This window comes from Actinomyces sp. ICM47, from assembly GCF_000278725.1.
Lineage (GTDB): Bacteria > Actinomycetota > Actinomycetes > Actinomycetales > Actinomycetaceae > Pauljensenia.
Genome location: NZ_ALCA01000026.1, coordinates 13,665 through 33,852, shown reverse-complemented (window position 1 = coordinate 33,852; position 20,188 = coordinate 13,665). Strand labels below are relative to the sequence as shown.

Here is a 20,188-nt window from a genome sequence, read left to right as displayed (position 1 = left end):
CCGGGCTTCGAGCCGACGCGCCGAGCCGAAGGCTCGCGGCGCGGACGGCGAGCGGGCGGGCCGACGCCCTCGGGTGCAGAAAGCAGCTGGGGAGGCGGGCCGACGCCCTTGAGCACAGAGAAGGGCCACCGGCACTGCGCGGTAACGATCGAGAACGGCGACCCTACCCATCAGCAGCACGGTCGCCAAGGCCCGCACGTACGCAGCAGCCATGTCCACAATGTAGAGGCGTGCATCACAAATCTTTTTCACGTCATAAACTTTCAGTGCATCCATTCTTACGACATCTAGGAGCACCCATGAAGCGTCGTCTTACTGCCGCCGCTCTCGCCCTCATCTTCCCGCTTAGCATGGCTGCCTGCGGGTCCCAGTCCACGGCTGACGCCTGCAAGGAAATCGCGACGGCACGTACCTCCGTTCACCAGTACTCGGCCGAACACTCGATTCTGGACATGCCCTTCAGCGAAGTTCCAGATCATCTGAAGAAGCTGCTGGACATGTACAGGGACGCCGGTAAGAAGGTCAGCAACAAGGAAGTCAAGGCTGCTTTCAACGATGTCCTCAAGGACCTCGACAAGTCCGTTGAATTCCTCAGGGACGACACTCCCACCACCTCGCCGGAATACGAGCAGAATGAGGAAGACATCGACAACCACGGACAGGTGCTGAAGAATCTCTGCGGGTTCACCTTGGACTGGTGAGCAGTTGCTGACGCGCACACCAAGCCAGGAGGGGCAACCCGGGGTGGGTTGCCCCTCCCCCGCCAGTCACTCATACACGACTTCCCACGTACTTCTTACAGGCATTAGCATGTCGCTGTACGCCATCGACACATCCAGGAGATTTCATGAAGCGTCGTCTCGCCGCCACCGCCCTGATCCTCATGCTTCCACTTGGCATGGCTGCCTGCGGATCCACCCAGTCCACGGCTGACGCCTGCAAGGAGATCGCGACCGCGCGCGATGCGGTCCTCAAGGAATCAGAGTCGGTGGACATCTCCTCGATGAATAGCCAGCAGGAGTACGCCGATTTCCTCGCAAAGATGACTGGCATCTACAAGGAATCCGCAAAGAAGGTCACCAACAAGGACGTGAAGACTGCTTTTAAGGACGTCCTCGACGACCTCGACAAGCTGGTTAACCTGTTGAATACCGATGAAAACGCGAGCGCGTCACCCGATTATGAGTCCATTCAGGACAACATGGACACCCACGGGGAGGCACTGAACAACCTCTGTGGCTTCACGTGGGACAGGTAACCCAACGCTGGTAAGCGGCTCGTCTGGAGAACCCCACCGAGCAGCCCCTTGAGCAACGTCTCGCAGAGTGGTGCCATGGATCACCCAGTAACCATCCCACAGATTTTTTTCAGACGATAGACTTTCACCGTACCCATCATCAATGCACTAGGAGCATTCCCATGAAGCGCCGTCTCGTCGCCGCTGCCCTCGTCCTCGTTTTCCCCTTCGGTATGGCCGCCTGTGGCGCCCAGTCCAAGGAAGCCGCCTGCAAGCAGATCCAGAAGGCTGCGACTACCGCCAGCTCTGAGATTAATCTCGACTCCAATAGCGACGGAAAAGATATCAAGGAGAACCTGGATAAGGCTCTCAAGATCTACAAGAAGGCCGCCAAGAAGGTCACCAACAAGAAGGTTAAGCCCGCCTTCAAGAACCTCATCGCCGACCTCGAGAAGTTCCGCGACCTCGCGGACAAGGACAGCTCCGACGTGTCTACGGAAGACTTTCAGGTCCTGCAGGACATCTCCACCCATGGCCAGGAGCTGAACGACATTTGCGGTTTCAAGTGGGATTCCGGCAAGTGATACTTCGCTGACACCATCAGCCATGCGGGGAGGGACGCCCAACCGGGTGCCCTCCCCGTCCACCACCAGCGTCACTGTCGCGGTCATCGATATTGCCCCTCTGCCGCGAGACCATCGACCCACCCTTTAGGAATTCCCATGAAGCGTCGCCTCATTGCTGCCGCCCTCGTCCTCGTTTTCCCCTTCGGCATGGCCGCCTGCGGCTCTCAATCCAAGGCAGCCGCCTGTCATGAGATCGACAATGCTGCGGCTAGCGCCAGCGAGCAGGCACAAAAGAACGGGCAGACCACCAGCAGAGATCCGAAGGTCCTCAGGGACCGGATGGCTGACCTGACCTCTACCTACAAAAAGGCCTCAAAGAAGGTCAAGAACAAGAAGGTTAAGCCTGTTTTTCAGAGCTTCATCGCTGACATGGAGAGGATCATCAAACTCTATGACGACGGCGATACCACGTTCTCTTCCAGCGAGTTCGACAGTGCCATGACAGACATGGAGAATCACGGGAAGAAACTCAGCGATCTGTGCGGCTTCGGATGGAACATTGGAAGCTGATGCGCCAATGACGACTCCGTTGAGTCTATCGGGAGGGACAACCCGAGGCATGCTTTTCCTCGCGCCATGAAAAATCTGACCATGACAACCTACGCCACACAGGCCTCGTACCGCACCCATACCTCGTCGGTTACCCGCTCGCCATGTGGCGAGTTGTACATCGCCGGGACCACTCCCCTACACTTCCACTATGTCCATCAACGCTCTCAAAGGAGCCAGCATGAAGCGTCGCCTCATCGCCGCTGCCCTCATCCTCGTTTTCCCCTTCGGCTTGGCCGCCTGCGGTGCCCAATCCAAGGAAGCCGCTTGCAAACATATCCAGAAGGCAGCTGTCAGCGCCAACAAAAGCGCCAAGATCAAGGGCACTTCCCCTGACGACATCCGGGACAGTTTGGACCAGATCATCAAGACCTACAAGAAAGCCAACAAGAAGATCACCAATAAGAAGGTCAAGGCTGCCTTCACCCCTCTTATTGAAGACCTTGAGAAGCTTCGCGACGCTACGAAGTCGCCCGGCGCTTCGACGGGTGGCCCTGACCTCATGACAGACATGTCAAACCATGGAAAGGCGCTGAACGACCTCTGCGGCTTCGACTGGGGCACCGGACAGTGACCCGTCACTAACCATGCATGCGATACCGGGTGGGGCGGCCTTCATGGTCACCCCACCCATCTTTTCCCAGGCGTAAACGCATGCCTTTCCAAGCAAAGAGACGCGGAGCATAGGGGAAGACCGCCCTTCACACAGGGAGTTTTGCCCAACTTTAACCACCCGGCTAGACTTTTAGCGTATCCTTCCATGCTTTCAAAGGAGAACCCATGAAACAGCGCATCGCAGCCGCCATGCTTATCACCCTGATGCCGCTCAGCCTGGCCGCGTGCGGTGGCGAGAAGGCTAACTCCTCGTCCGCCACCCCCTCGTCGGAGTCCAGCTCCACTGCCACCCAGAACACTGCCCCTGCTGGCAACCAGTCCAAGGAAGACGCTTGCAAGGAAATCGAAAAGGCGATGGCAGACGCCAGCGAAACCGTGACGAGCGCTACTTCAGAGATGGGCACTGACCCCGCCAGCATCAAGAACGCGTTCGACTCGATTGCGGACGCCTACGCGACGGCATCCGAGAAGATCTCCAACGAGGACATCAAGAAGTCTGTCGACCAGGTCACTGCTGACTGGCGCAACGCTGGCGAGAAGGCCGCCGCCATCTCCACCACGAACGGGTCCGGACTGAACGAATACACGCAGGCGGTCAACGACGTGAGCACCCACCAGAATGAACTCTTCGCCACGTGCGGACTTATGTCGACCAGTAACTGATGTGCCACTGGCATAGTCAGCAAGAGAAAGAGGGACGACCCGCAGGGTCGTCCCTCTTTCTCTATCTGCGTGGGCTGTATCTACGCGCCAACCCCACCCATCCGCGCGGCATGAGTGCCCGCGGGCACCCAGGCCTCGTCACTTCAGGCCTGACCACCGTTCTTCCAGCGACGGAAGAACGTCGCCAGTAGTGCACCAGACAGGTTGTGCCAGACGGAGAAGACGGCCGCCGGGAGCGCAGTTTCTGGGGTGGCGGCGAAGTGGGTCTTCGCCAGCGTCGCGGCCAGCGCGGAATTCTGCATACCGACCTCGATCGCGGTCGTGCGCGCAGCCTTATCGGAGCCGCCTCCGACGCGTCCAGCCAGGTAGCCGAAGAGGTAGCCCAGCAGGTTGTGGCAGATGACCACCGCGATGATGAGGGCACCAGACGTCAGGATCTTGTCGACCGACCCCGACACGACGAGCAGCACGTAGCAGATGCCCAACACCGAGATCCAGGGCAGGAGCGGCAGGATCTTCTCCACGAGCTGGCCCGCGACGAAGCGAACGATAAAGCCTCCAAGCACGGGAGCGAGGACCATCAGCAGGATGTTCTGCGCCATCGCTGCGCCATCCACCGGCATACGCGAGCCGACCAGCCAGGCGGTGAGCAGCGGCGTCATGAGGGGCGCGAGCAGAGTCGAAATCGAGGTCATGGTGACCGACAGCGCGACGTCCGCTTTCGCCAGATAGGAGATCACGTTCGAGGCCGTACCACCGGGCGCGCAGCCGACGAGGATCACGCCGACCGCGACCGCGTCGGGTAGGCGGAACACGTAGCACAGGATCCAGCCGACGAGGGGCATGATCAGGTACTGGGCGACAACACCCACGAGCACGGGTAGAGGACGCTTCACGATGAGTCCAAAGTCGGGAATCGTCAGGGTCAGGCCCATGCCGAACATGATGACGCCCAGTGCCCAGCTGACGCCGGGGGCCAGCGGCTTGAAGGTCGCGGGAGTGACCATGGCGATCGCGAATGCTGCCAGGATCAGCAGCGGGAAGACCGTCACGGCGATGCGCGCGCTGCGATCTTCGGAGGAAAGCGAAGGAGACTGAGTGGTGACTGTATCTGATGTGGACATGCCACCCATATTTCACCGATTGTTGAATTTTTCCCTTCCGCGTCTCACGTTGTGATCAGTTCAGTATTGAGACTCACAAGGCCACTTCACTAAACTAAGGCTATGCACAGTGTCGCGCCAACGACTGACTCCGCCCCCGCTCACCCCCAGCAGACGTCCCCGGACGATACGTGCAGGCATTCCCACAGCCGCCCAAAAACGCGACACCATAAGAATCCCCGCATGCGCGAATTACAGCGCAAGGGCTGGATCTCCGACCAGCACGGCGCATGGACGATGATGGCCCTCCCACCGCTGCTCGGATGGGCACTGTCCCTGACCTTCGTATGGATGGTCGTCCTCATGCTGGTGGCGTGGGCAATGGCGTTCCAGATGTTCTCGGCCGTGTGTCTGTGGGTCAAGACCCCTACGAAGCGCCGCGGTCGCATCGTGCCCGCGATCCTGACCTACAGCGTCCTCGCAGCGATCCCCGGCATCACCCTCCTGGCGATGCGCCCGCAGCTACTGTGGTGGGCAATCGTGTTCGCTCCCTTGGCCTCGTCCGCGCTTTTCCTCGTGTGGAAGGGGCGCGAGCGCTCCCTGGGTGCCCGCGCGGCCTCGATCCTGGCGGGCGGCATCATGGGTCCCGTCGCTTTCGCACTGGCGACAGCAGATGGCTCGCCGGCGGCGGTGACCCCGCACGCGTGGGCAGCGTGCACGGTGTTCACGCTGCACTATGTTGGCACGGTGCCGCTGGTGCGCTCGATGATCCGCGGCCGCAAGGACCCGCGCTGGGCGATGGGGGCGACACTGTTTCACGCTTGTTGCACGCTCGGCGTGACCGCAGCGTGGTGGTTCGGCGCGCTATCGATCTGGCCCGCCCTCGTGTGGGTGTGCCTGACGGCGCGCGCGTGGGTGATGCCGACGCTGAGCCGCACCCGAAAGCGTCCCCTCTCCCCCAGGTTGATCGGCTTCACCGAGATCGCTTGGTCGGCTCTGCTGTTCGTGGTGCTGCTGATCCCATAACCGCATCCGCCTGCCGCGTGGGCGTGTCCGACTGATCGGGCGCGCCCACGCGTTAACAGGTACCTACGCGCTGATTCCGTGGGTGCGCGCGAACTCGGCGGCTACCGAATAGAAGAGGTCATTCTGCTCGCGGCTGCCCACGGAGACACGCACGCCTTCGCGGAAGGGACGCACGATGAGGCCGACGCGGGCGCATTCGTCGACGAGGCCGTAGACGCTTCCGCGCAGCAGGTAGAAGTTCGACTGCGTGTCGGGGATGTCGTATCCGAGGTCGCGCAGGGCGGGAACGATACGTTCGCGTTCAGCGACGATGTCGGCGACCGCGCGCTGAACACCCTCTGCGTCTGCGAGCGAGGCCAGGGCAGCGGCGAGCGCGAGGGAGTTGACGCCGAAGGGCACGAGGAGGGACTGAATCGCGCCGATGACCTCGGCATCGCCGATAGCGTAGCCGACGCGTACGCCAGCCAGGGCGTGTGCCTTAGAGAAGGTCCGCATGACAACAACGTTGGGGTGGGTCTCGATGAGCGGGACCGCGGTGCGCACGCCGGGTTTGGTCGCAAAATCGATGTAGGCCTCGTCGACGATGATCATGACGTCGTCGGGGGCATCAGCGACGAAGGAGGCGATCTCCTCGTAGGTGAGGGCGGGGCCGGTCGGGTTGTTGGGAGAACAGAGGATGAGCGCGACAGTGTCATCCGTGATGGCCTCGCGCATGGCGACGAGGTCGTGGCTGCCATCCGGGAGGAGTGGCACGGGAACGGGGTCGGCCCCCACGGTCGGGACGGCGATCGGGTAGGACTCGAAGGAGCGCCACGGGAAGACGACCTGGGTGCCCGGCTGGCACACGGCGGACAGCGCAGCGACGAGGATCGCCGAGGAGCCGGTACCGACACACACCTGGTCCGCACCCACGCCGAAGCGGTTCCCGAGGGCTTCGCGCAGGGGCGCGGCGGTCAGGTCGGGGTAACGGTTGATCGTCTGGAGCTCGCGGGCGATCGCTTCCAGCACGGCCGGGCTGGGCGGGGTCGGCATCTCGTTGGATGAGATTTTGACGGCGTCGGGCGCGGACTTGCTGGGCTTGTAGCGAGGTAGGGAGAGGACGGCGGGCCGAAAGCGCAGGTTGCTCATGTGTGTAGTCCTATCCCATGGGGGTGTGCCGTGCAAGCAACGTCCCACTGCGCAAGAATGAGCAGATGGATTTCATTGCTCGACTTGTTGCCACGATGGCCGGACTGTGGGTCACGACCCTCCTGGTTCCGTCTATCTCCATCACGTCGACGACGGCATCAGAAACCGTGATCGCCCTCGCCGTCATCGCTTTCGTGTTCACGCTGGTGAACTCGATCATTAAGCCCGTCGTCAAGACGCTGGCCTTCCCTCTGTACCTCCTCACCTTCGGCCTGTTTGCACTGGTGACCAACTCGTTGCTCTTCGCGCTGACGGGCTGGCTGTCCACGTCGCTGGGCATTCCTATGACGACGGGTGGCTTCTTGTCCTGCCTGACAGGTGCGGTCATCACGTCGGTGGTGGCCTCCGTCGTGTCGGGGGTCCTGCATGACAAGAAGGACACCCGCGACTGAGCTGGCTTCCCCTTTCTCGAGGCGCATCACTTGTCGGTGATGCGCCTCGTTTGGTAGTGGTGGATCGTGGTCTGGGTGCGCTCGGTGAGGCCGAGCGCGTGGGTGCGGCGGGCCTCGGCGACCGCGAGTGCGCCAAGGCCCGGGTCGGACGAGGCCGTGGCTGCGCTCAGGGAACTCCTGATCTCGTCGACGTAGACGGAGGCGGAGTGTGAGCACGGGACGGGGTCGGAGATGTCGCACGTGGCTTCGTAGTCGCGGAACATGACGGTGGTGACGTTATCCCCCTGTGTGGCGTAGCCGTCGAGGCCGGGGACGATGTCGCCGGAGTTCTCGTAGGACAGGACGGGTACGTCGGCGGGGGCGATGGTGGCCGTTGGGGATCCGGCGGTGACGACTGAGACGACGTTGTAGCGGGAGCGTACGTTCGGGTTTGCGGCGAGTTGGGCGGCCATGATGCCGCCTTGGGAGTGTCCGGCGAATTCGACGGCTTCGCCCGGCGCGATGCCCGCGTCGTCCATCGCCTTCTGGATGGCGTAGAGCTGGTCGGAAGCCATGCCGCCCACGCCTTGAAAGTTGGTGAGCATGTCCTGCGGGCCTTTCTCCCCAGCGCCGAAGGACTGCGTGCCACGGATGTCGATGGTCCATGAGCGTGTCTGGGTTCCATCCTCTCCCAGTGTCACGTGTTCCTCGATGGCGATCTCGCCGTTGTCGGCGTCTCCCCCGTGCATGTCGATGATGTGTTCGATGACGTCGGCGCTGGTGGCAGCGCCCTCGTAGTGGATGTCAGGTGCAGCGTCCGGCATCGATGCCAGCGTCGTGGCCTTTCGTTCTTGAAACCTATCGGGCCATAGCCACAGTCCGATCCCGCCAGCGTGGACGCGCGTATGTCCGTCGGCTGCCTTGATTGCGACCCCGTAGCTCGGTCCGCTCCCTAGTCCGCAAGCAGTAAGTCCCAGCACCGTCAGCGCCGCCAAGCCCGAGGCCGAGGCCGTCGACGTGGAGTTGAGGTCCTGACTCACCCCAAGTCCTTCCAGAATACGCGCGACGTCCCGATGCACAGGCAAGGAATTGACGTCCAACGCGAAACGGCCGAGGTCGCGCTGAAACTGTACGCCTGACATCTCATCCTCATGCTTCCAAAACTCCAGACCGTCGATCCCGGTGTTCATCAGGTCCCTGCAGTAGGTTGCCATCGCCGGAAGCGGCATGACCACAGTCGCCAACCCTGGAACCCCCAGTCGAGCCGCGGCGTCCTGACACAGGTGGAAACCGGCGCTCCACAGCGCGCCCGCGAAGCCACCCGTCGCCTCGAATCTGGCGAGTCCGAGGAGGCTGAACTGCGGACCGGACGCGCTGCCGGGAACGACCTCCCACAGGGAGGCGAAACTATTTGCGTCGTCGTAGGTCAGTGCAGCATCACGCAGCTTCCACAGGAGATCATCGACAGCGGCACCCAGGTCATCCAGGGAACTCAGGGCGGTGGTGATCGCGCTGGTGACGCTGTTTGTATCGAAAGGGGCCAGGTCGACTTCCAACTGTGCGCAGGTGAGCGCGGCTTTGGATGGTCCGATTGCGAGTAGCTTCTCGTAGGTCAGCGCCGCGTGCGCGGCGTTCAGTTCGTTCACGTCAACACTGAAAGCACCGGAGGCAACCGTGACGTGACGATGAGGGTCAAAGGCCACGGTTACCGCCTCCCTAGCACGTCGCCACTGACCGCGGCTGCGGCAGAAGTCAGGACGGTGCCGTAGAAGTCTGCGAGGGCTACTGCCGTGTTGCATCCGTTCGCCACTGTGACAACGGTGCTCGCGAGGAATGCGGTGGCGTTTGCTTCAAGGGTGGGAACGGCGTCCAGCGCCGCCTGAATATCGTCGAGGACTCCCTGGGCCTGAGCCACGACCTCGTTTTTACGCAAGCGGTAGGAATCGCCTCCCGTGCCCGTCCACTGCGAGCAGGAGGACCCCGTGAGCGCGCATCGCAGAGCATCGACGAGGGCGTAGGCGCTGTTAAGGGACACGGAAACGGCGGCTGTATCGATAGGCATGGGAACTCCCTTCAGCGGAAGCGGTGTTGTTACAGGATGGACGCTACGCCCGAGGCCGTGGCTGGTTCTACCCGCACGGGCAGCCCTGTGGATGGCGGGCGACACGAACGCAGGCCTGTGGATAGACACCGATCGCGGTAGCCTGTGGATAAAGCGAGGTCACCCCCGGACGGTATCGGGCACTCCCCCGCCAGCGAACGTGAACAACCCGCCCCAGCCCCGGCCTCGTGCGTTATACACACCACGAACCGCCGAGCGGACTCAGCGTCCCGAAGACCTCGCAGTCTGGGAAGATGGGGGTATGAGCGACACGATGACACTGTTCTCCACTGCCCACGGCTATTCGGACCTGGCGGGCGGGGGTGAGCCGCTCAGCCCGCTGGACGGTCGCTATCGCGCGGTGGCCGCGCCGCTGGCGAACTACCTGTCCGAGGCGGGCCTGAACCGCGCGCGCGTGCACGTCGAAATCGAGTGGCTGATTTTCCTGCTTGACAACTCGGTCCTGCCGGGCGCCCCAACGCTGACGGACGCGGAGCGCGACTACCTGCGCGCGCTCCCCCGCGACTTCGGCGCTGACCACATCAAGCGCCTGGGCGAGTTCGAGGCTGTCACCCGCCACGACGTCAAGGCTGTCGAGTACCTGATCGGCGAATACCTGGAGGCCGCGGCCGGCAAGCTGGGCGAGGGCACGACGCTGCCGTCCCTGCGCGAGGTCGTCCACATTTTCTGCACCTCCGAGGACATCAACAACCTGGCGTACGCGCTGACCATCAAGGCGGCGACCGAGCAGGTGTGGCTGCCGTCGATCCGCGCGCTCCTGGATCGCCTGCGCGGCCTCGCCGAGGCCGGGGCGGCCGTCCCGATGCTGGCGCACACGCACGGCCAGCCGGCGACGCCGGTGACGATCGGCAAGGAGATGGCGGTGTTCGCGCACCGCTTGTCCCGCCAGATCACGCGCGTCGAGGCCACGGAGTATCTGGGCAAGATCAACGGTGCGACGGGCACGTGGGCCGCGCACGTCGTGTCGGTGCCGGGCGCGGATTGGCCGACGCTGGCTCGTTCCTTCGTGGAAGGCTTGGGCCTGACATGGAATCCGCTGACCACGCAGATCGAGTCGCATGACTGGCAGGCCGAGCTGTACTCGGATGTGGCGCGCGCGGGCCGCATCGCCCACAACCTGGCGACGGACGCATGGACGTACATTTCGATGGATTACTTCCACCAGAACCTGGCGGCGCAGGGGTCGACGGGTTCGTCGACGATGCCGCACAAGGTCAACCCGATCCGTTTCGAGAACGCGGAGGCCAACCTGGAGGTGTCGAACGCGCTGCTGGATTCGCTGGCGTCGACGCTGGTGACCAGCCGCATGCAGCGTGACCTGACGGATTCGACGACGCAGCGCAACGTGGGTGTCGCATTTGGTCACGCGGTGCTGGCCTACGACAACCTGGTGCGCGGCCTGGACGGCATCGAGATCAACGCGGCGCGCATGGCGCAGGATCTGGATGCGAATTGGGCGGTGCTCGGCGAGGCCGTCCAGCAGGCGATGCGTGCCGCGGCGATCGCGGGTGCGACCGGCATGGCGAACCCGTACGAGCGCCTCAAGGAGCTGACGCGCGGCCACGAGGTGGGCGAGCGCGACATGCGTGAGTTCATTGCGGGCCTGGGTCTGCCGGCCGAGGTTGAGGAGCGTCTCCTGGCGTTGACCCCGGCGACCTACGTCGGCCTGTCCGAGCGCCTGGCGCGCTGGGAGGCCTGAGTCCTATCGGCTGGGGCGGCGGGTGCGCGGATTTCGCGCCTCGCCGCCCTCCCCGTTTCTGCCCTGGAACGACGAGGCCGGGGCGGAGTGTTGTCAGGGCTATACAACCAGATGGTTGACACGACAACCCTCGAACTATGCGCAGAGTCCTTCTCACCATCGACACCAAGATTTACTCCTCGCACAAACTGAATCATGAGTTGTACCCCCATACTTCTTATACTTTAATAGAAGTATAAGAAGCTAAGCATCAAGGTCAGCTTCAATCCTCCAAGAAAGGAAACAGTCATGGCGCATCAGGAAATCGTCGTTATCCGAGTCAACGAAGTTAACGCGGATGATTGGCTTGAACGTGGACGTAAGTGGTGGAAGGCCAGTGCAGCACGCATCATCGACTGCGCTGAACTACTTGTGCTCGACAAGAACGATACGGTCAAGGCGGTTACTCGCGTCGCTGGCGTTGAGAAGGATCTAGACGAGGGAAGCGGCCGCATCTCCATTATCCCGAGTGACCTCCCAGCCAAACATGAGGAGCTGATCGGAAAGAAGATCCGGCGCCCCAATTCACGTAACCCCGTGGTGTACCTACGCGACATCGAGGTCATTAGCTGAGCCGGAACAAGAGAGCCCCCAGCAGTCCTGCTGGGGGCTCCATCACATCCACAAAAGCGGAGGCACTCTGTCCTATCGAAGGTCACGGCCTCCAGGCGGGGTCGCAGTCGGGCGCGCCATAGCGCGCGTAAAGCTCGTCGGGACGAGCAATCTCGTCTTCGAAGCCCAGCACCGCCATGTCGGCCACCGTTTCGGTCTGTGCACCGGGCACCGCCCGGGCGTCCGCCGGCGAATCCGCATCACCGCGTGCGATGAGGACGCGGGCGCGCACGCTGACCGGTGCCATTTCGGCGTTGTTCCACACCGCGCGAGTGAGCGCGTCCAGCGCCTCCGTCGCGACCTCCACATTCGCTAACTCATCCGAGGCCGGTGCAACCACGTCAATGGACACCAGGGATGGGCGACCGAAACCCTCACCAACCTCGACGTTGACGACGCGGCGCTCACCGGAACCATGTTCACCGGGGCCAACCCCGGCCTCGTCGATGAACGTCTCCGGGAAGGCGGCCTCCAGCGCGGACGAGGCCAGCTCCGCGAAGCGCTGCGTGCGCCCGGTTCCCCGCGTCGAAGCCAGGGCTCGCCACGCGATGCCGGCACCAATCGCACCCACGCCGAGCGCGCCGATCACCAGCGGCCCGGCAATCTGCGGGAGTTGACCGCGCAGGCCGGAGGCGGCGGCCTTGTTCACGGGGGTCGAGACGCGCATCCAGCGGCGTACCTCGCGCAGGGGGGCGTAATGCTCGGTCATGAGCGGTCCTTTCTGATGGGAATGAGCCGGGAGAGGGCGGAGAAGGCAGAGGCGCGCCGACGCCTCGCGCGGGCGACGCGCGGTAGGCGCGGCACCGTGGTCACGTAGTCCATGGGATAGGTGGCGGCCGTGTACGCGCCGCCGCGTTCGAGCGCGGCGACCGTGTCCCACGCGGCGTCGGCGGTGGGTGTCAGGAGGTCCTGCCAGATCTCGTAGTGCATGACGCGCGTAGGCTCGCCCGGGGTGGGCAGGAAATCCTGCAGCGCCGCCATCGACGAGGCCAGCCGACCCCACGGGGTCACGCGCACCTTGCGCTCGAGGAGGCGCACGGTCTCCGTGTAGGTCGAGGAGGAGTGCGCATAGTAGAGGGGGCGGGTCCGAGGCCTCACGAGGCTACGCCCGACGGTGACGCGCCGGTCGGGGGCGCGGTCGGGCGAGCCGTCGAAGCTCGGCATGACGTCCTGGTCGTGGTTGACGGCGACGATCACCACGTCGGGGCGCACACGGATACGGCGGTTGGGGCCACCCGTGGACAGGATGCCGCCGACATTGACCCCGGCCTCGTCCGGCGGGATGGAGGCGAGCGCAGCGGCGACAATCCCACCTTGGGAGTGGCCGCAGATGAGGACGGGTTCGCGCGTCCATTGCTCGCGTGGCACGCCGTCACGTTCCATGGCGGCATGCAGGGCGCTCACGACGCCGACGCTCATCGCGCTCTCCAGGCCGAGCATGAGGCGAATGTTCGTCTCTATATCGGATGGGTTGTTTGTTGAACGGAAAGTCATGGACTCGGTGCCAACCAGGGAGAGGAGCCAGCGGCGCGCCTCGTCCTCGCCGACGCGCGTGATCTTGACGGCGGGGCCGATGGTGCGAGACCAGTAGAGTTCGTCGATGTCGGCGCACATATCGGACAGGATCGAAGGAGGATCGACGCGGCGGATCTGTGCCTCGGGGTGGCCGGGGAGCGGGTCCTGGAAGGCTGGGTCGGCCTCGGAGTCGCGCAGGAGATTCACGTGAACGGCACCGCCACGCAGCGCGCCGACTGCCGTGCCGACCGTCAGCATGCCGGTCATGAGAGCGTCGTATCCGCGCCTGGGGATGAGGGGCAGCATGCGAGCCATGCGCCCGTCCTTGTCGGCACCGACCGCGACGACTGCGCGTGCCCACGCGCGCCCGACGCTCGCGGTGCGCCGTGCGACGTGCGCGAGGGAGCGGATGAGGAGCGTATCCAGCCCGGGAGTATCGAAGAAGATGCGCTGGGATTTTTCCGAGATCGACGTGCCCATGTCGTCCGAGGCAGCGCGGGCGCGAGCGCGGATGGTTTTGGGGAGCGCCGGGATTTCAGCGAGGCTGCCGACGGCGACCGTTGCCGCGAGCGCGGGCAGAACGGGGGCGACTTTGAGGCGCAGGTAGAGGCCGGGATACGCCTGGGGGACGCGGCGGATCGCACGGTAGCGTCGGCGTGAGCGTCGCTTCAAGTGCCCTCCTCATGGTCCGTCCAGGCTCCACACTACGGGGGTTGGCGAGCGCAACGCGAGGCGAGGTCGCTCGGTGAACACTCAAAGCCTCTTGACACCCATACCCCCTAGGGGTACCATTACTTCCATGAGCAACGAACACGGCTACCACGGCAACACCGAGAATCACCTCACGCGCCTGCGCCGTATCGAGGGCCAGGTACGCGGCCTACAGCGCATGATCTCGCAGGGCGATTACTGCATTGACATCCTCACGCAGGTCTCGGCCGTTCAGTCCGCGCTCGATTCGGTCGCGGTCAACCTGCTCAAAGACCACATGAACCACTGCGTCGTCACGGCGGCGCGCGAATCAGACGAGGCCGCCCAGGCCAAAGTCGACGAGGCGGCCGCGGCCATCGCGCGCCTCATCAAGTCCTAACCCCAAGGAGAAACCATGACCACCGAGATCGATCGCACCATTGAGCTGTCCGTCGACGGCATGACCTGCGGCCACTGCGTGATGAGCGTCAGCGAAGAACTGAGCGAGATCCCCGGCGTGAAGAACGTCGACGTCATCCTCAACTCGGGCGCAACCTCCAAGGTGACCGTCCTGACCGACACTCCCCTGGACGACGCGGCGCTGAGCGACGCGGTGTCCGAGGCCGGCTTCAAGCTGGTCGGCATCTCGCGCGACTTCTGAGGATTTCCACGCCTCAACGACGAGGCCGGGGTTCCTTCCCCGGCCTCGTTTCCTTTCGCTCTTTACATACCCCCGGAGGGTACCTATGTCCACCGATTCCGTGACTCCCAACCGCACAACTACCGCTTCTTCGCACGAGGCACCCCAGGCCTCGGCCCCCAGCCCCCAGGTGGGCGAGGGCACCCGCGTCCACGCCGCCGACCTGCGCCGCCGCCTCATCGTCTCCGCACCCCTGGGCGTCCTCGCGATGTTCCTGTCGATGGTGCCCGCCTGGCAGTTCACCGGGTGGCAGTGGGTCGTCGCGGCCGCCTCAATCCCGGTGGTCACGTGGGGCGCGTGGCCGTTCCACCGGGCGGCATTCGCGGCCGGCCGCCACGGGTCGACGACGATGGACACACTGGTCTCCCTCGGCGTCATCTCCTCGACACTGTGGAGCTGGTGGGCGCTCCTGTGGGGCGGTGCCGGGATGCTCGGCATGCGCATGCAGATGAGCCTGATCCCGCGCGCGGCGCACGCGGGTCATGCGGAGATCTACTTCGAGGGCGCGTGCATGATCGTCGTATTCCTGCTGACGGGCCGCTACCTGGAGGCGCGCGCACGCTACCGCGCGGGCGACGCGCTGCGTTCGCTGCTGCGCATGGGCGCGAAGGAGGCAACGCTCGTGCGCATCGACCCCGAGACGGGCGAGCGCACGGAGAGCGTCGTGCCCGCCTCGTCCCTGCAGGTCGGCGACCTCTTCGCGGTGCGCCCGGGCGAGAAGGTGGCGACCGACGGCATCATCATCGAGGGGTCCTCCGCCCTGGACACCTCCCTCCTGACCGGCGAGTCCGTGCCCGTGGACGCGGCCCCCGGCGACGCGGTGACGGGCGCGACCGTCAACACGTGGGGATCCCTGCTGGTGCGAGCCACGCGCGTCGGCTCGGACACGACGCTCGCGCAGATCGGGCGCATGGTTGCCGAGGCCCAGGCCGGCAAGGCACCCGTCCAGCGCCTCGCGGACCAGATTTCGGGCGTGTTCGTGCCCATCGTCATCCTTGTTTCCCTGCTGACCCTCGTCGGCTGGCTGCTCGCGGGCGGCAGCGTGCAGGCCGCGTTCACGGCGGCCGTCGCCGTCCTCGTCGTGGCGTGCCCGTGCGCGCTCGGCCTGGCCACACCCACTGCGATCCTCGTCGGGTCTGGGCGCGCCTCGCAGCTGGGCATCCTCATCAAGAACGCGGAAATCCTCGAACAGACGCGCTCGATCGACACCATGCTCCTGGACAAGACGGGCACGGTCACCACGGGCGTCATGTCTCTTGAGTCTGTTGCAGTTCCCTCCGCGGGCGGCTCCCCCGAGGTGAACGAGGCCTCGGCCCTGTCCCTCGCCGCCTCCGTCGAGTCCCTCTCCGAGCACCCCGTCGCCCGCGCGATCACGTCGGGTGCATCCTCCCGAGGTATTTCTCTCGTCCCCGTGACCGCGTTCGCGAACCAACCCGGACTCGGCGTCGTCGGCCTCACCGCCCGCGGCGGCGTGCTGGTCGGTCGCCCGTCGTGGCTGGCCTCCCTGGGCATCGACGTGCCCTCGTCCCTCCTTGACGCCGTCCGCGTGGCCGAGGCCTCGGGTGCCTCCGCGGTCGTCGCGGCTCTCGCGCCAAACCTGGGTTCCGCAGCAACCTCTACCTCGGTGGCGGTCGCCACCACGCTCGAGGCGCCCGCGCCCGTCGCACTTCCCGGCCCCGACGCGGATCTGCCCCTCGCGACGATCACCATGAGCGTGGGCGGCATGACCTGCGCGTCCTGCGTACGCCGCGTCGAGCGCAAGCTCGGCAAGCTCGACGGCGTCAAGGCCGAAGTCAACCTCGCCACCGAGTCCGCGCGCATCACGCTGACCTCCCCGCATAGCAACGAGGAACTCGAGTCCGTCGTGAACGCAGCCGGATACTCCGGCACCGTCACCTCTCGTTCCGAATCCGCGCCCGCCGACGGCGCACCCGCGTCCGGCGAGAGCGCGGGTAGGGATACCGACACCCCCACCCAGCCCGGCACCACACAGGGAACGGGAGAGCGCGAGGGGGCCACGGCCTCGTCCCTGGTGATTCCCGAGCGCGTCGAAGGCCGCGCGATTGCGGCGCTCATCGTACGCGACACGATCAAGGAGTCCTCTCCCGCTGCGATTGCTCAGCTGCGCGAACTCGGCATCGAACCGATCCTCCTGACGGGCGACAACGAGGCGGCGGCCCGCCACGTGGCCGATCAGGTCGGGATCGAGCGCGTCATCGCGGGCGTCCTGCCCGACGGCAAGCGCGACACCGTCGCCGACCTGCAGGCCGAGGGCCGCACGGTCGCGATGGTGGGCGACGGCGTGAACGACGCGGCCGCCCTCGCGCAGGCGAGCACGAAGGGCCTGGGCATCGCGATGGGGTCGGGCACGGACGTGGCGATCGAGGTCGCAGACATGACGCTCATGAACTCGTCGCTGACCTCGGCGGCGACCGCGATCCGAGTGTCGCGCCGGACGCTGCGCATCATCAAGGAGAACCTGTTCTGGGCGTTCTTCTACAACGTGTTGATGGTGCCGCTCGCGATCGCGGGCCTGCTCTCCCCCATGCTGGCAAGCGCCGCGATGGCCTGCTCGTCAGTGTTCGTAGTCCTCAACTCGCTGCGGCTGCGCACGGCGAAGTAGGGGCGATCACAGCGGCGAGAATTCGGCTCCCATTGCTGCTGCCGACCTTGACCGGATGCAGCAATGGGACTCACCAGCGAGCAAGTGCGTCGGCTAGACTCCGGCTCGACACGTCACGCACACGTTGCACGCAACGCATCTCGCCTGCGCGACGTGTTCGACTGACTGATGAAGCCGACAGAGCAACCGCGTCTTGTTCTCAGTACGCAATACACCCGATACGGGGCGCTACACCCGTTACGGGGCGCTACACCCGATCAGAAGAGGTGCAATGCCCACGGATCGGGTGCAGCGCCCAATGCAACAAGCAACTAGCCTTCGGCAGCAGATGACAGCGACAGGGCGTTGAAATCCAGCGCGCTTGCATACGCCATACTGCAGCCGTAGTAGGAATCAATGAAATAGTGCCGCGCAGCCGGAGTTTCCGGCTGCGCGGCACTGCGCGTATTACGAAGTGCGACGCGCGACGCGGAAGCCCTGCGCGGAGTAGATGGTCTCGTAGGTGTGGCCGGGGTGAGCGGCACTGGCCCAGGACTCGGCGTCAACCTCGGCACCGCCCCATGCGTAGGACTGCCGGTCGACGACAACATACTCGGGCGGGGTATCCATGCCAACGGTCGTGCCCACCCAGTAGACGTCGCGCCCGGGCACGAGCCGCGCGAGCAGCGTCGTGTCGCTCTCGACGCGGGCCCCCGCGGGCACGACGTTGAGCGCGCCCTGGGCTGCCGCCATGCGCGGGCTTTCCGCGAGAGTCGGCAGCTTCCACAGGGGCAGGAACGAGGCCGTAAGCGCCAGGGACACGGTGGGCACGCACGCGGCCGCCCACGCGGCCGCACGGCGGTACTTCTCGAACGAGGCCCGGGCCGGTTCCTCCGGGTCCGCCCCGCCCGGCTCGGGCTGAATCCACCGGCTGACGACGTCCAGCAGGGCGCACGCTGCAATGGGGACCAGCACCGCGTTGTAGTGCCAGTAGTTCCACTGGTAATAGGCGTTCACCGAGCCCGCGAAGCGCCACGCGAGGGTCGGTAGGACTAGGGCAAACCACGGGGAGCGCAGCCCGACAATACCGGCTCCGGCCACCAGAATCAGCAGCGTCTTAATCTTGACGGGCGGGGTCGTGAGGATCTCCCACACGGAGGGGATCTGGTGCACGGCAGCCTTGCTGGCCATCGTCGTGCCCGCCCCCGTCGCGGATCCGTCCAGCGAATAGGCCCAGGTACCTGCCGGGTTCACGGCGGGCAGCAGCACCTTCACTGTCACGATAAACGCGATAATACCGAACAGCGCGTACGCCAGGGACATGAGCATCCCGGAACGATCCTCGCCCCTCCTACGCCACGCGAGCGCCAAGCCAGCGACGAAGACGGTCAGCCCCAGGTCCTCCTTGACAAGGATGACCGGTGCCAGCCACGCCATGCAGGCACCCCACCGCCGCTCGACGAAAGCAACGCCTGCGACGGCCAACAGCGGGACGGCCACACAGACCTCGTGAAACTGGGCACCGACCGCGCCCTGCAGACCCCACCCCAGCCCGTACGTCAGGCCAACGAGCACGGCGCCACCGCGCCCGAAGAGCCGCTGCGCCAGTCGCGCAATCGGCAGGACCGACGCCGCAATCAACAGGTCCTGGATGACCAGGAGAGTGAGCGCCGACGGGAAGAAACGATAGATCGGCCCGAGCAGGGCCAGGATCGGATGGAAGTGATCCCCCAGCAGGTTGTAGCCCGGGGCCTTGATCGGAACGATGGGAGCCTCGAAGCGCGAGTACGCCTGGACGGCCTCGGCGAAAATCGCCAGATCCCACGAGGGGTCAGAGAGCGTGCGCCACTGCGCCAGTGAAAAACAGATGTAGAGGGTGCCGACCGTGCAGGCGAGCGCGGCGGGAAGCCACCACGCCGAAGCGACGCGCGCGACGTCCGACCGATCCGGGAGCCTCACCCGACCATCTCCGAGCGGCGAGGCGAGGCCTCGACATCGTCGGCGAACTCGCGGGACGAGGCCGGGGCCGGGTAAGGCACACCGATGCCCTGCTCGTGGTCGGCGCGCCGCTTCGAGCGGGCATCGGAGTGGAAGACCTGGCTGGCGGAGGTACGCAAGGCGTCGAACATGCGCGCCGGGCGATTCAAGGAGCCGAGGGAACGGTCCGCGCCCGAGTGCGCGAAGTTACAGGGAACCTCCATGACGGACAGTCCGGCGCGCAGCACGCTGATGGTCATCGCAGCTTCGAGGGCGTAACGGCCAGCGAAAGGCATCGCCGCGTCAATAGCCTCGCGCGTCAGGCAACGCTGGTAGCTCAGCGGGTAGTGGCAGTACCAGCCGGTCTTGCGGCGAATGAGTCGGCGCATGACGGCCGGGCCGTAGCCGGAGTATTCACGCCCGGTGGCAGGCACCGCGATGCTCATGTCCACCTCGCGGGAGACAACGGCCTCGACGAGGGCGGTGGCTTCGACGGCGGACTCACCCAGGTCGGGCGAGAGCAGCAGAATGTGGCGGGGTGGGCCGTCGGGACGATCCCGCATGGCGGCGACTTTTACGCCCGTCTCGATGGCCGAGGCGCGCCCCCGTTCGACGGAGTGGCGCACGACGACGGCACCTGCGGCTCGGGCTGCGCGACCCGTGTCGTCCGTTGACCCATCGTCGACGACAATGAGAAGGTCAACGCCGGGTATAGCGCGGCATGCGCGCACGGTGGCCGCAACGGCACGGCCGACGTTGTGCGCAGCGATGACTGCAGCGACACGCTGCGGGTGGGAACTTCGGGATCCGCTGGCATAGTTCACACGACATAGTTTACGGGTAGTGGGACGTGA

General features: G+C 64.9%; 21 protein-coding genes. 13 read left to right on the top strand and 8 right to left on the bottom strand.

The window, feature by feature from the left end; genetic code table 11:
- Positions 1–299: 299 nt before the first annotated feature.
- From HMPREF1136_RS01775 to HMPREF1136_RS01750, 6 genes are all read left to right on the top strand, one after another.
- Positions 300–701: a hypothetical protein gene (locus HMPREF1136_RS01775; RefSeq protein ID WP_009647590.1), complete on the top strand. Its 402-nt coding sequence runs from the start codon at positions 300–302 to the stop codon at positions 699–701.
- 146 nt (positions 702–847) lie between these two features.
- Entirely contained in the window at positions 848–1,258 is a 411-nt protein-coding gene (locus HMPREF1136_RS01770; RefSeq protein ID WP_009647581.1) for a hypothetical protein, read from the top strand.
- Positions 1,259–1,419: 161 nt separating this feature from the next.
- The gene (locus HMPREF1136_RS01765; RefSeq protein WP_009647570.1) at positions 1,420–1,821 is read left to right on the top strand and encodes a hypothetical protein; all 402 of its coding nucleotides are present in this window, start codon (positions 1,420–1,422) and stop codon (positions 1,819–1,821) included.
- Positions 1,822–1,959: 138 nt separating this feature from the next.
- Positions 1,960–2,373: a hypothetical protein gene (locus HMPREF1136_RS01760; RefSeq protein ID WP_009647591.1), complete on the top strand. Its 414-nt coding sequence runs from the start codon at positions 1,960–1,962 to the stop codon at positions 2,371–2,373.
- A 190-nt stretch (positions 2,374–2,563) separates the two neighbouring features.
- On the top strand, positions 2,564–2,986 hold the full coding sequence (locus HMPREF1136_RS01755; protein WP_232204150.1) for a hypothetical protein: 423 nt from the start codon (positions 2,564–2,566) through the stop codon (positions 2,984–2,986).
- 206 nt (positions 2,987–3,192) lie between these two features.
- Complete coding sequence (locus HMPREF1136_RS01750) at positions 3,193–3,690, top strand: hypothetical protein (protein WP_009647586.1); 498 nt, start codon at positions 3,193–3,195, stop codon at positions 3,688–3,690.
- A 143-nt stretch (positions 3,691–3,833) separates the two neighbouring features.
- Here HMPREF1136_RS01750 and HMPREF1136_RS01745 read toward each other — a convergent pair whose 3' ends face one another.
- Positions 3,834–4,814 (bottom strand): bile acid:sodium symporter family protein, encoded by a 981-nt coding sequence (locus tag HMPREF1136_RS01745; RefSeq protein WP_009647593.1) that lies wholly within the window; start codon positions 4,812–4,814, stop codon positions 3,834–3,836.
- A gap of 222 nt (positions 4,815–5,036) precedes the next feature.
- Here HMPREF1136_RS01745 and HMPREF1136_RS01740 point away from each other — a divergent pair, with 222 nt between their 5' ends.
- Positions 5,037–5,819, top strand: coding sequence for a YwiC-like family protein (locus tag HMPREF1136_RS01740; RefSeq protein ID WP_009647562.1), 783 nt, complete (start codon positions 5,037–5,039; stop codon positions 5,817–5,819).
- 63 nt (positions 5,820–5,882) lie between these two features.
- Here HMPREF1136_RS01740 and HMPREF1136_RS01735 read toward each other — a convergent pair whose 3' ends face one another.
- Positions 5,883–6,947 carry a histidinol-phosphate transaminase gene (locus tag HMPREF1136_RS01735; RefSeq protein WP_009647572.1) on the bottom strand — a complete coding sequence of 355 codons (1,065 nt, stop codon included), beginning with the start codon at positions 6,945–6,947 and terminating at the stop codon, positions 5,883–5,885.
- 65 nt (positions 6,948–7,012) lie between these two features.
- Here HMPREF1136_RS01735 and HMPREF1136_RS01730 point away from each other — a divergent pair, with 65 nt between their 5' ends.
- Entirely contained in the window at positions 7,013–7,399 is a 387-nt protein-coding gene (locus tag HMPREF1136_RS01730) for a phage holin family protein (protein WP_009647594.1), read from the top strand.
- Between the two features lie 26 nt (positions 7,400–7,425).
- Here HMPREF1136_RS01730 and HMPREF1136_RS01725 read toward each other — a convergent pair whose 3' ends face one another.
- A complete protein-coding gene (locus tag HMPREF1136_RS01725) occupies positions 7,426–9,081 on the bottom strand; it encodes a hypothetical protein (protein WP_009647580.1) in 1,656 nt (551 codons plus the stop codon).
- 2 nt (positions 9,082–9,083) lie between these two features.
- Positions 9,084–9,440, bottom strand: a complete 357-nt coding sequence (locus HMPREF1136_RS01720) for a hypothetical protein (RefSeq protein WP_009647592.1) — start codon at positions 9,438–9,440, stop codon at positions 9,084–9,086.
- A gap of 301 nt (positions 9,441–9,741) precedes the next feature.
- Here HMPREF1136_RS01720 and purB point away from each other — a divergent pair, with 301 nt between their 5' ends.
- Together purB and HMPREF1136_RS01710 are read left to right on the top strand one after the other, a co-directional pair.
- Positions 9,742–11,199, top strand: a complete 1,458-nt coding sequence (gene purB / locus HMPREF1136_RS01715) for an adenylosuccinate lyase (RefSeq protein WP_009647583.1) — start codon at positions 9,742–9,744, stop codon at positions 11,197–11,199.
- A 288-nt stretch (positions 11,200–11,487) separates the two neighbouring features.
- Positions 11,488–11,811 (top strand): hypothetical protein, encoded by a 324-nt coding sequence (locus HMPREF1136_RS01710; protein WP_009647563.1) that lies wholly within the window; start codon positions 11,488–11,490, stop codon positions 11,809–11,811.
- Between the two features lie 82 nt (positions 11,812–11,893).
- Here the strand turns inward: HMPREF1136_RS01710 and HMPREF1136_RS01705 are convergent, their stop codons facing one another.
- Positions 11,894–12,559 carry a hypothetical protein gene (locus HMPREF1136_RS01705; protein WP_009647567.1) on the bottom strand — a complete coding sequence of 222 codons (666 nt, stop codon included), beginning with the start codon at positions 12,557–12,559 and terminating at the stop codon, positions 11,894–11,896.
- Positions 12,556–14,037 (bottom strand): alpha/beta hydrolase, encoded by a 1,482-nt coding sequence (locus tag HMPREF1136_RS01700; protein WP_009647589.1) that lies wholly within the window; start codon positions 14,035–14,037, stop codon positions 12,556–12,558. Before HMPREF1136_RS01700 ends, HMPREF1136_RS01705 begins: the two co-directional genes overlap by 4 nt.
- 127 nt (positions 14,038–14,164) lie before the next feature.
- Here HMPREF1136_RS01700 and HMPREF1136_RS01695 point away from each other — a divergent pair, with 127 nt between their 5' ends.
- From HMPREF1136_RS01695 to HMPREF1136_RS01685, 3 genes are all read left to right on the top strand, one after another.
- Positions 14,165–14,455, top strand: a complete 291-nt coding sequence (locus HMPREF1136_RS01695) for a metal-sensitive transcriptional regulator (RefSeq protein ID WP_009647585.1) — start codon at positions 14,165–14,167, stop codon at positions 14,453–14,455.
- 15 nt (positions 14,456–14,470) lie between these two features.
- The gene (locus tag HMPREF1136_RS01690) at positions 14,471–14,716 is read left to right on the top strand and encodes a heavy-metal-associated domain-containing protein (RefSeq protein WP_009054619.1); all 246 of its coding nucleotides are present in this window, start codon (positions 14,471–14,473) and stop codon (positions 14,714–14,716) included.
- Positions 14,717–14,801: 85 nt separating this feature from the next.
- Positions 14,802–17,378 carry an HAD-IC family P-type ATPase gene (locus HMPREF1136_RS01685; RefSeq protein WP_009647595.1) on the top strand — a complete coding sequence of 859 codons (2,577 nt, stop codon included), beginning with the start codon at positions 14,802–14,804 and terminating at the stop codon, positions 17,376–17,378.
- A 447-nt stretch (positions 17,379–17,825) separates the two neighbouring features.
- Here the strand turns inward: HMPREF1136_RS01685 and HMPREF1136_RS01680 are convergent, their stop codons facing one another.
- Complete coding sequence (locus HMPREF1136_RS01680) at positions 17,826–19,316, bottom strand: DUF2079 domain-containing protein (protein WP_009647577.1); 1,491 nt, start codon at positions 19,314–19,316, stop codon at positions 17,826–17,828.
- The gene (locus HMPREF1136_RS01675) at positions 19,313–20,158 is read right to left on the bottom strand and encodes a glycosyltransferase family 2 protein (protein ID WP_009647573.1); all 846 of its coding nucleotides are present in this window, start codon (positions 20,156–20,158) and stop codon (positions 19,313–19,315) included. The genes HMPREF1136_RS01680 and HMPREF1136_RS01675 overlap by 4 nt, the downstream gene beginning before the upstream one ends.
- Positions 20,159–20,188: the final 30 nt, after the last annotated feature.

Bases quoted from the DNA above. Each gene is read 5' to 3' on its own strand.
- HMPREF1136_RS01690 (WP_009054619.1), top strand. From the start codon at position 14,471: ATGACCACCGAGATCGATCGCACCATTGAGCTGTCCGTCGACGGCATG.
- HMPREF1136_RS01765 (WP_009647570.1), top strand. From the start codon at position 1,420: ATGAAGCGCCGTCTCGTCGCCGCTGCCCTCGTCCTCGTTTTCCCCTTC.
- HMPREF1136_RS01745 (WP_009647593.1), bottom strand. From the start codon at position 4,814: ATGTCCACATCAGATACAGTCACCACTCAGTCTCCTTCGCTTTCCTCC.
- HMPREF1136_RS01770 (WP_009647581.1), top strand. From the start codon at position 848: ATGAAGCGTCGTCTCGCCGCCACCGCCCTGATCCTCATGCTTCCACTT.
- HMPREF1136_RS01695 (WP_009647585.1), top strand. From the start codon at position 14,165: ATGAGCAACGAACACGGCTACCACGGCAACACCGAGAATCACCTCACG.
- HMPREF1136_RS01705 (WP_009647567.1), bottom strand. From the start codon at position 12,559: ATGACCGAGCATTACGCCCCCCTGCGCGAGGTACGCCGCTGGATGCGC.
- HMPREF1136_RS01710 (WP_009647563.1), top strand. From the start codon at position 11,488: ATGGCGCATCAGGAAATCGTCGTTATCCGAGTCAACGAAGTTAACGCG.
- HMPREF1136_RS01760 (WP_009647591.1), top strand. From the start codon at position 1,960: ATGAAGCGTCGCCTCATTGCTGCCGCCCTCGTCCTCGTTTTCCCCTTC.
- HMPREF1136_RS01685 (WP_009647595.1), top strand. From the start codon at position 14,802: ATGTCCACCGATTCCGTGACTCCCAACCGCACAACTACCGCTTCTTCG.
- HMPREF1136_RS01735 (WP_009647572.1), bottom strand. From the start codon at position 6,947: ATGAGCAACCTGCGCTTTCGGCCCGCCGTCCTCTCCCTACCTCGCTAC.
- HMPREF1136_RS01720 (WP_009647592.1), bottom strand. From the start codon at position 9,440: ATGCCTATCGATACAGCCGCCGTTTCCGTGTCCCTTAACAGCGCCTAC.
- HMPREF1136_RS01740 (WP_009647562.1), top strand. From the start codon at position 5,037: ATGCGCGAATTACAGCGCAAGGGCTGGATCTCCGACCAGCACGGCGCA.
- HMPREF1136_RS01750 (WP_009647586.1), top strand. From the start codon at position 3,193: ATGAAACAGCGCATCGCAGCCGCCATGCTTATCACCCTGATGCCGCTC.
- purB (WP_009647583.1), top strand. From the start codon at position 9,742: ATGAGCGACACGATGACACTGTTCTCCACTGCCCACGGCTATTCGGAC.
- HMPREF1136_RS01730 (WP_009647594.1), top strand. From the start codon at position 7,013: ATGGATTTCATTGCTCGACTTGTTGCCACGATGGCCGGACTGTGGGTC.
- HMPREF1136_RS01775 (WP_009647590.1), top strand. From the start codon at position 300: ATGAAGCGTCGTCTTACTGCCGCCGCTCTCGCCCTCATCTTCCCGCTT.
- HMPREF1136_RS01755 (WP_232204150.1), top strand. From the start codon at position 2,564: ATGTCCATCAACGCTCTCAAAGGAGCCAGCATGAAGCGTCGCCTCATC.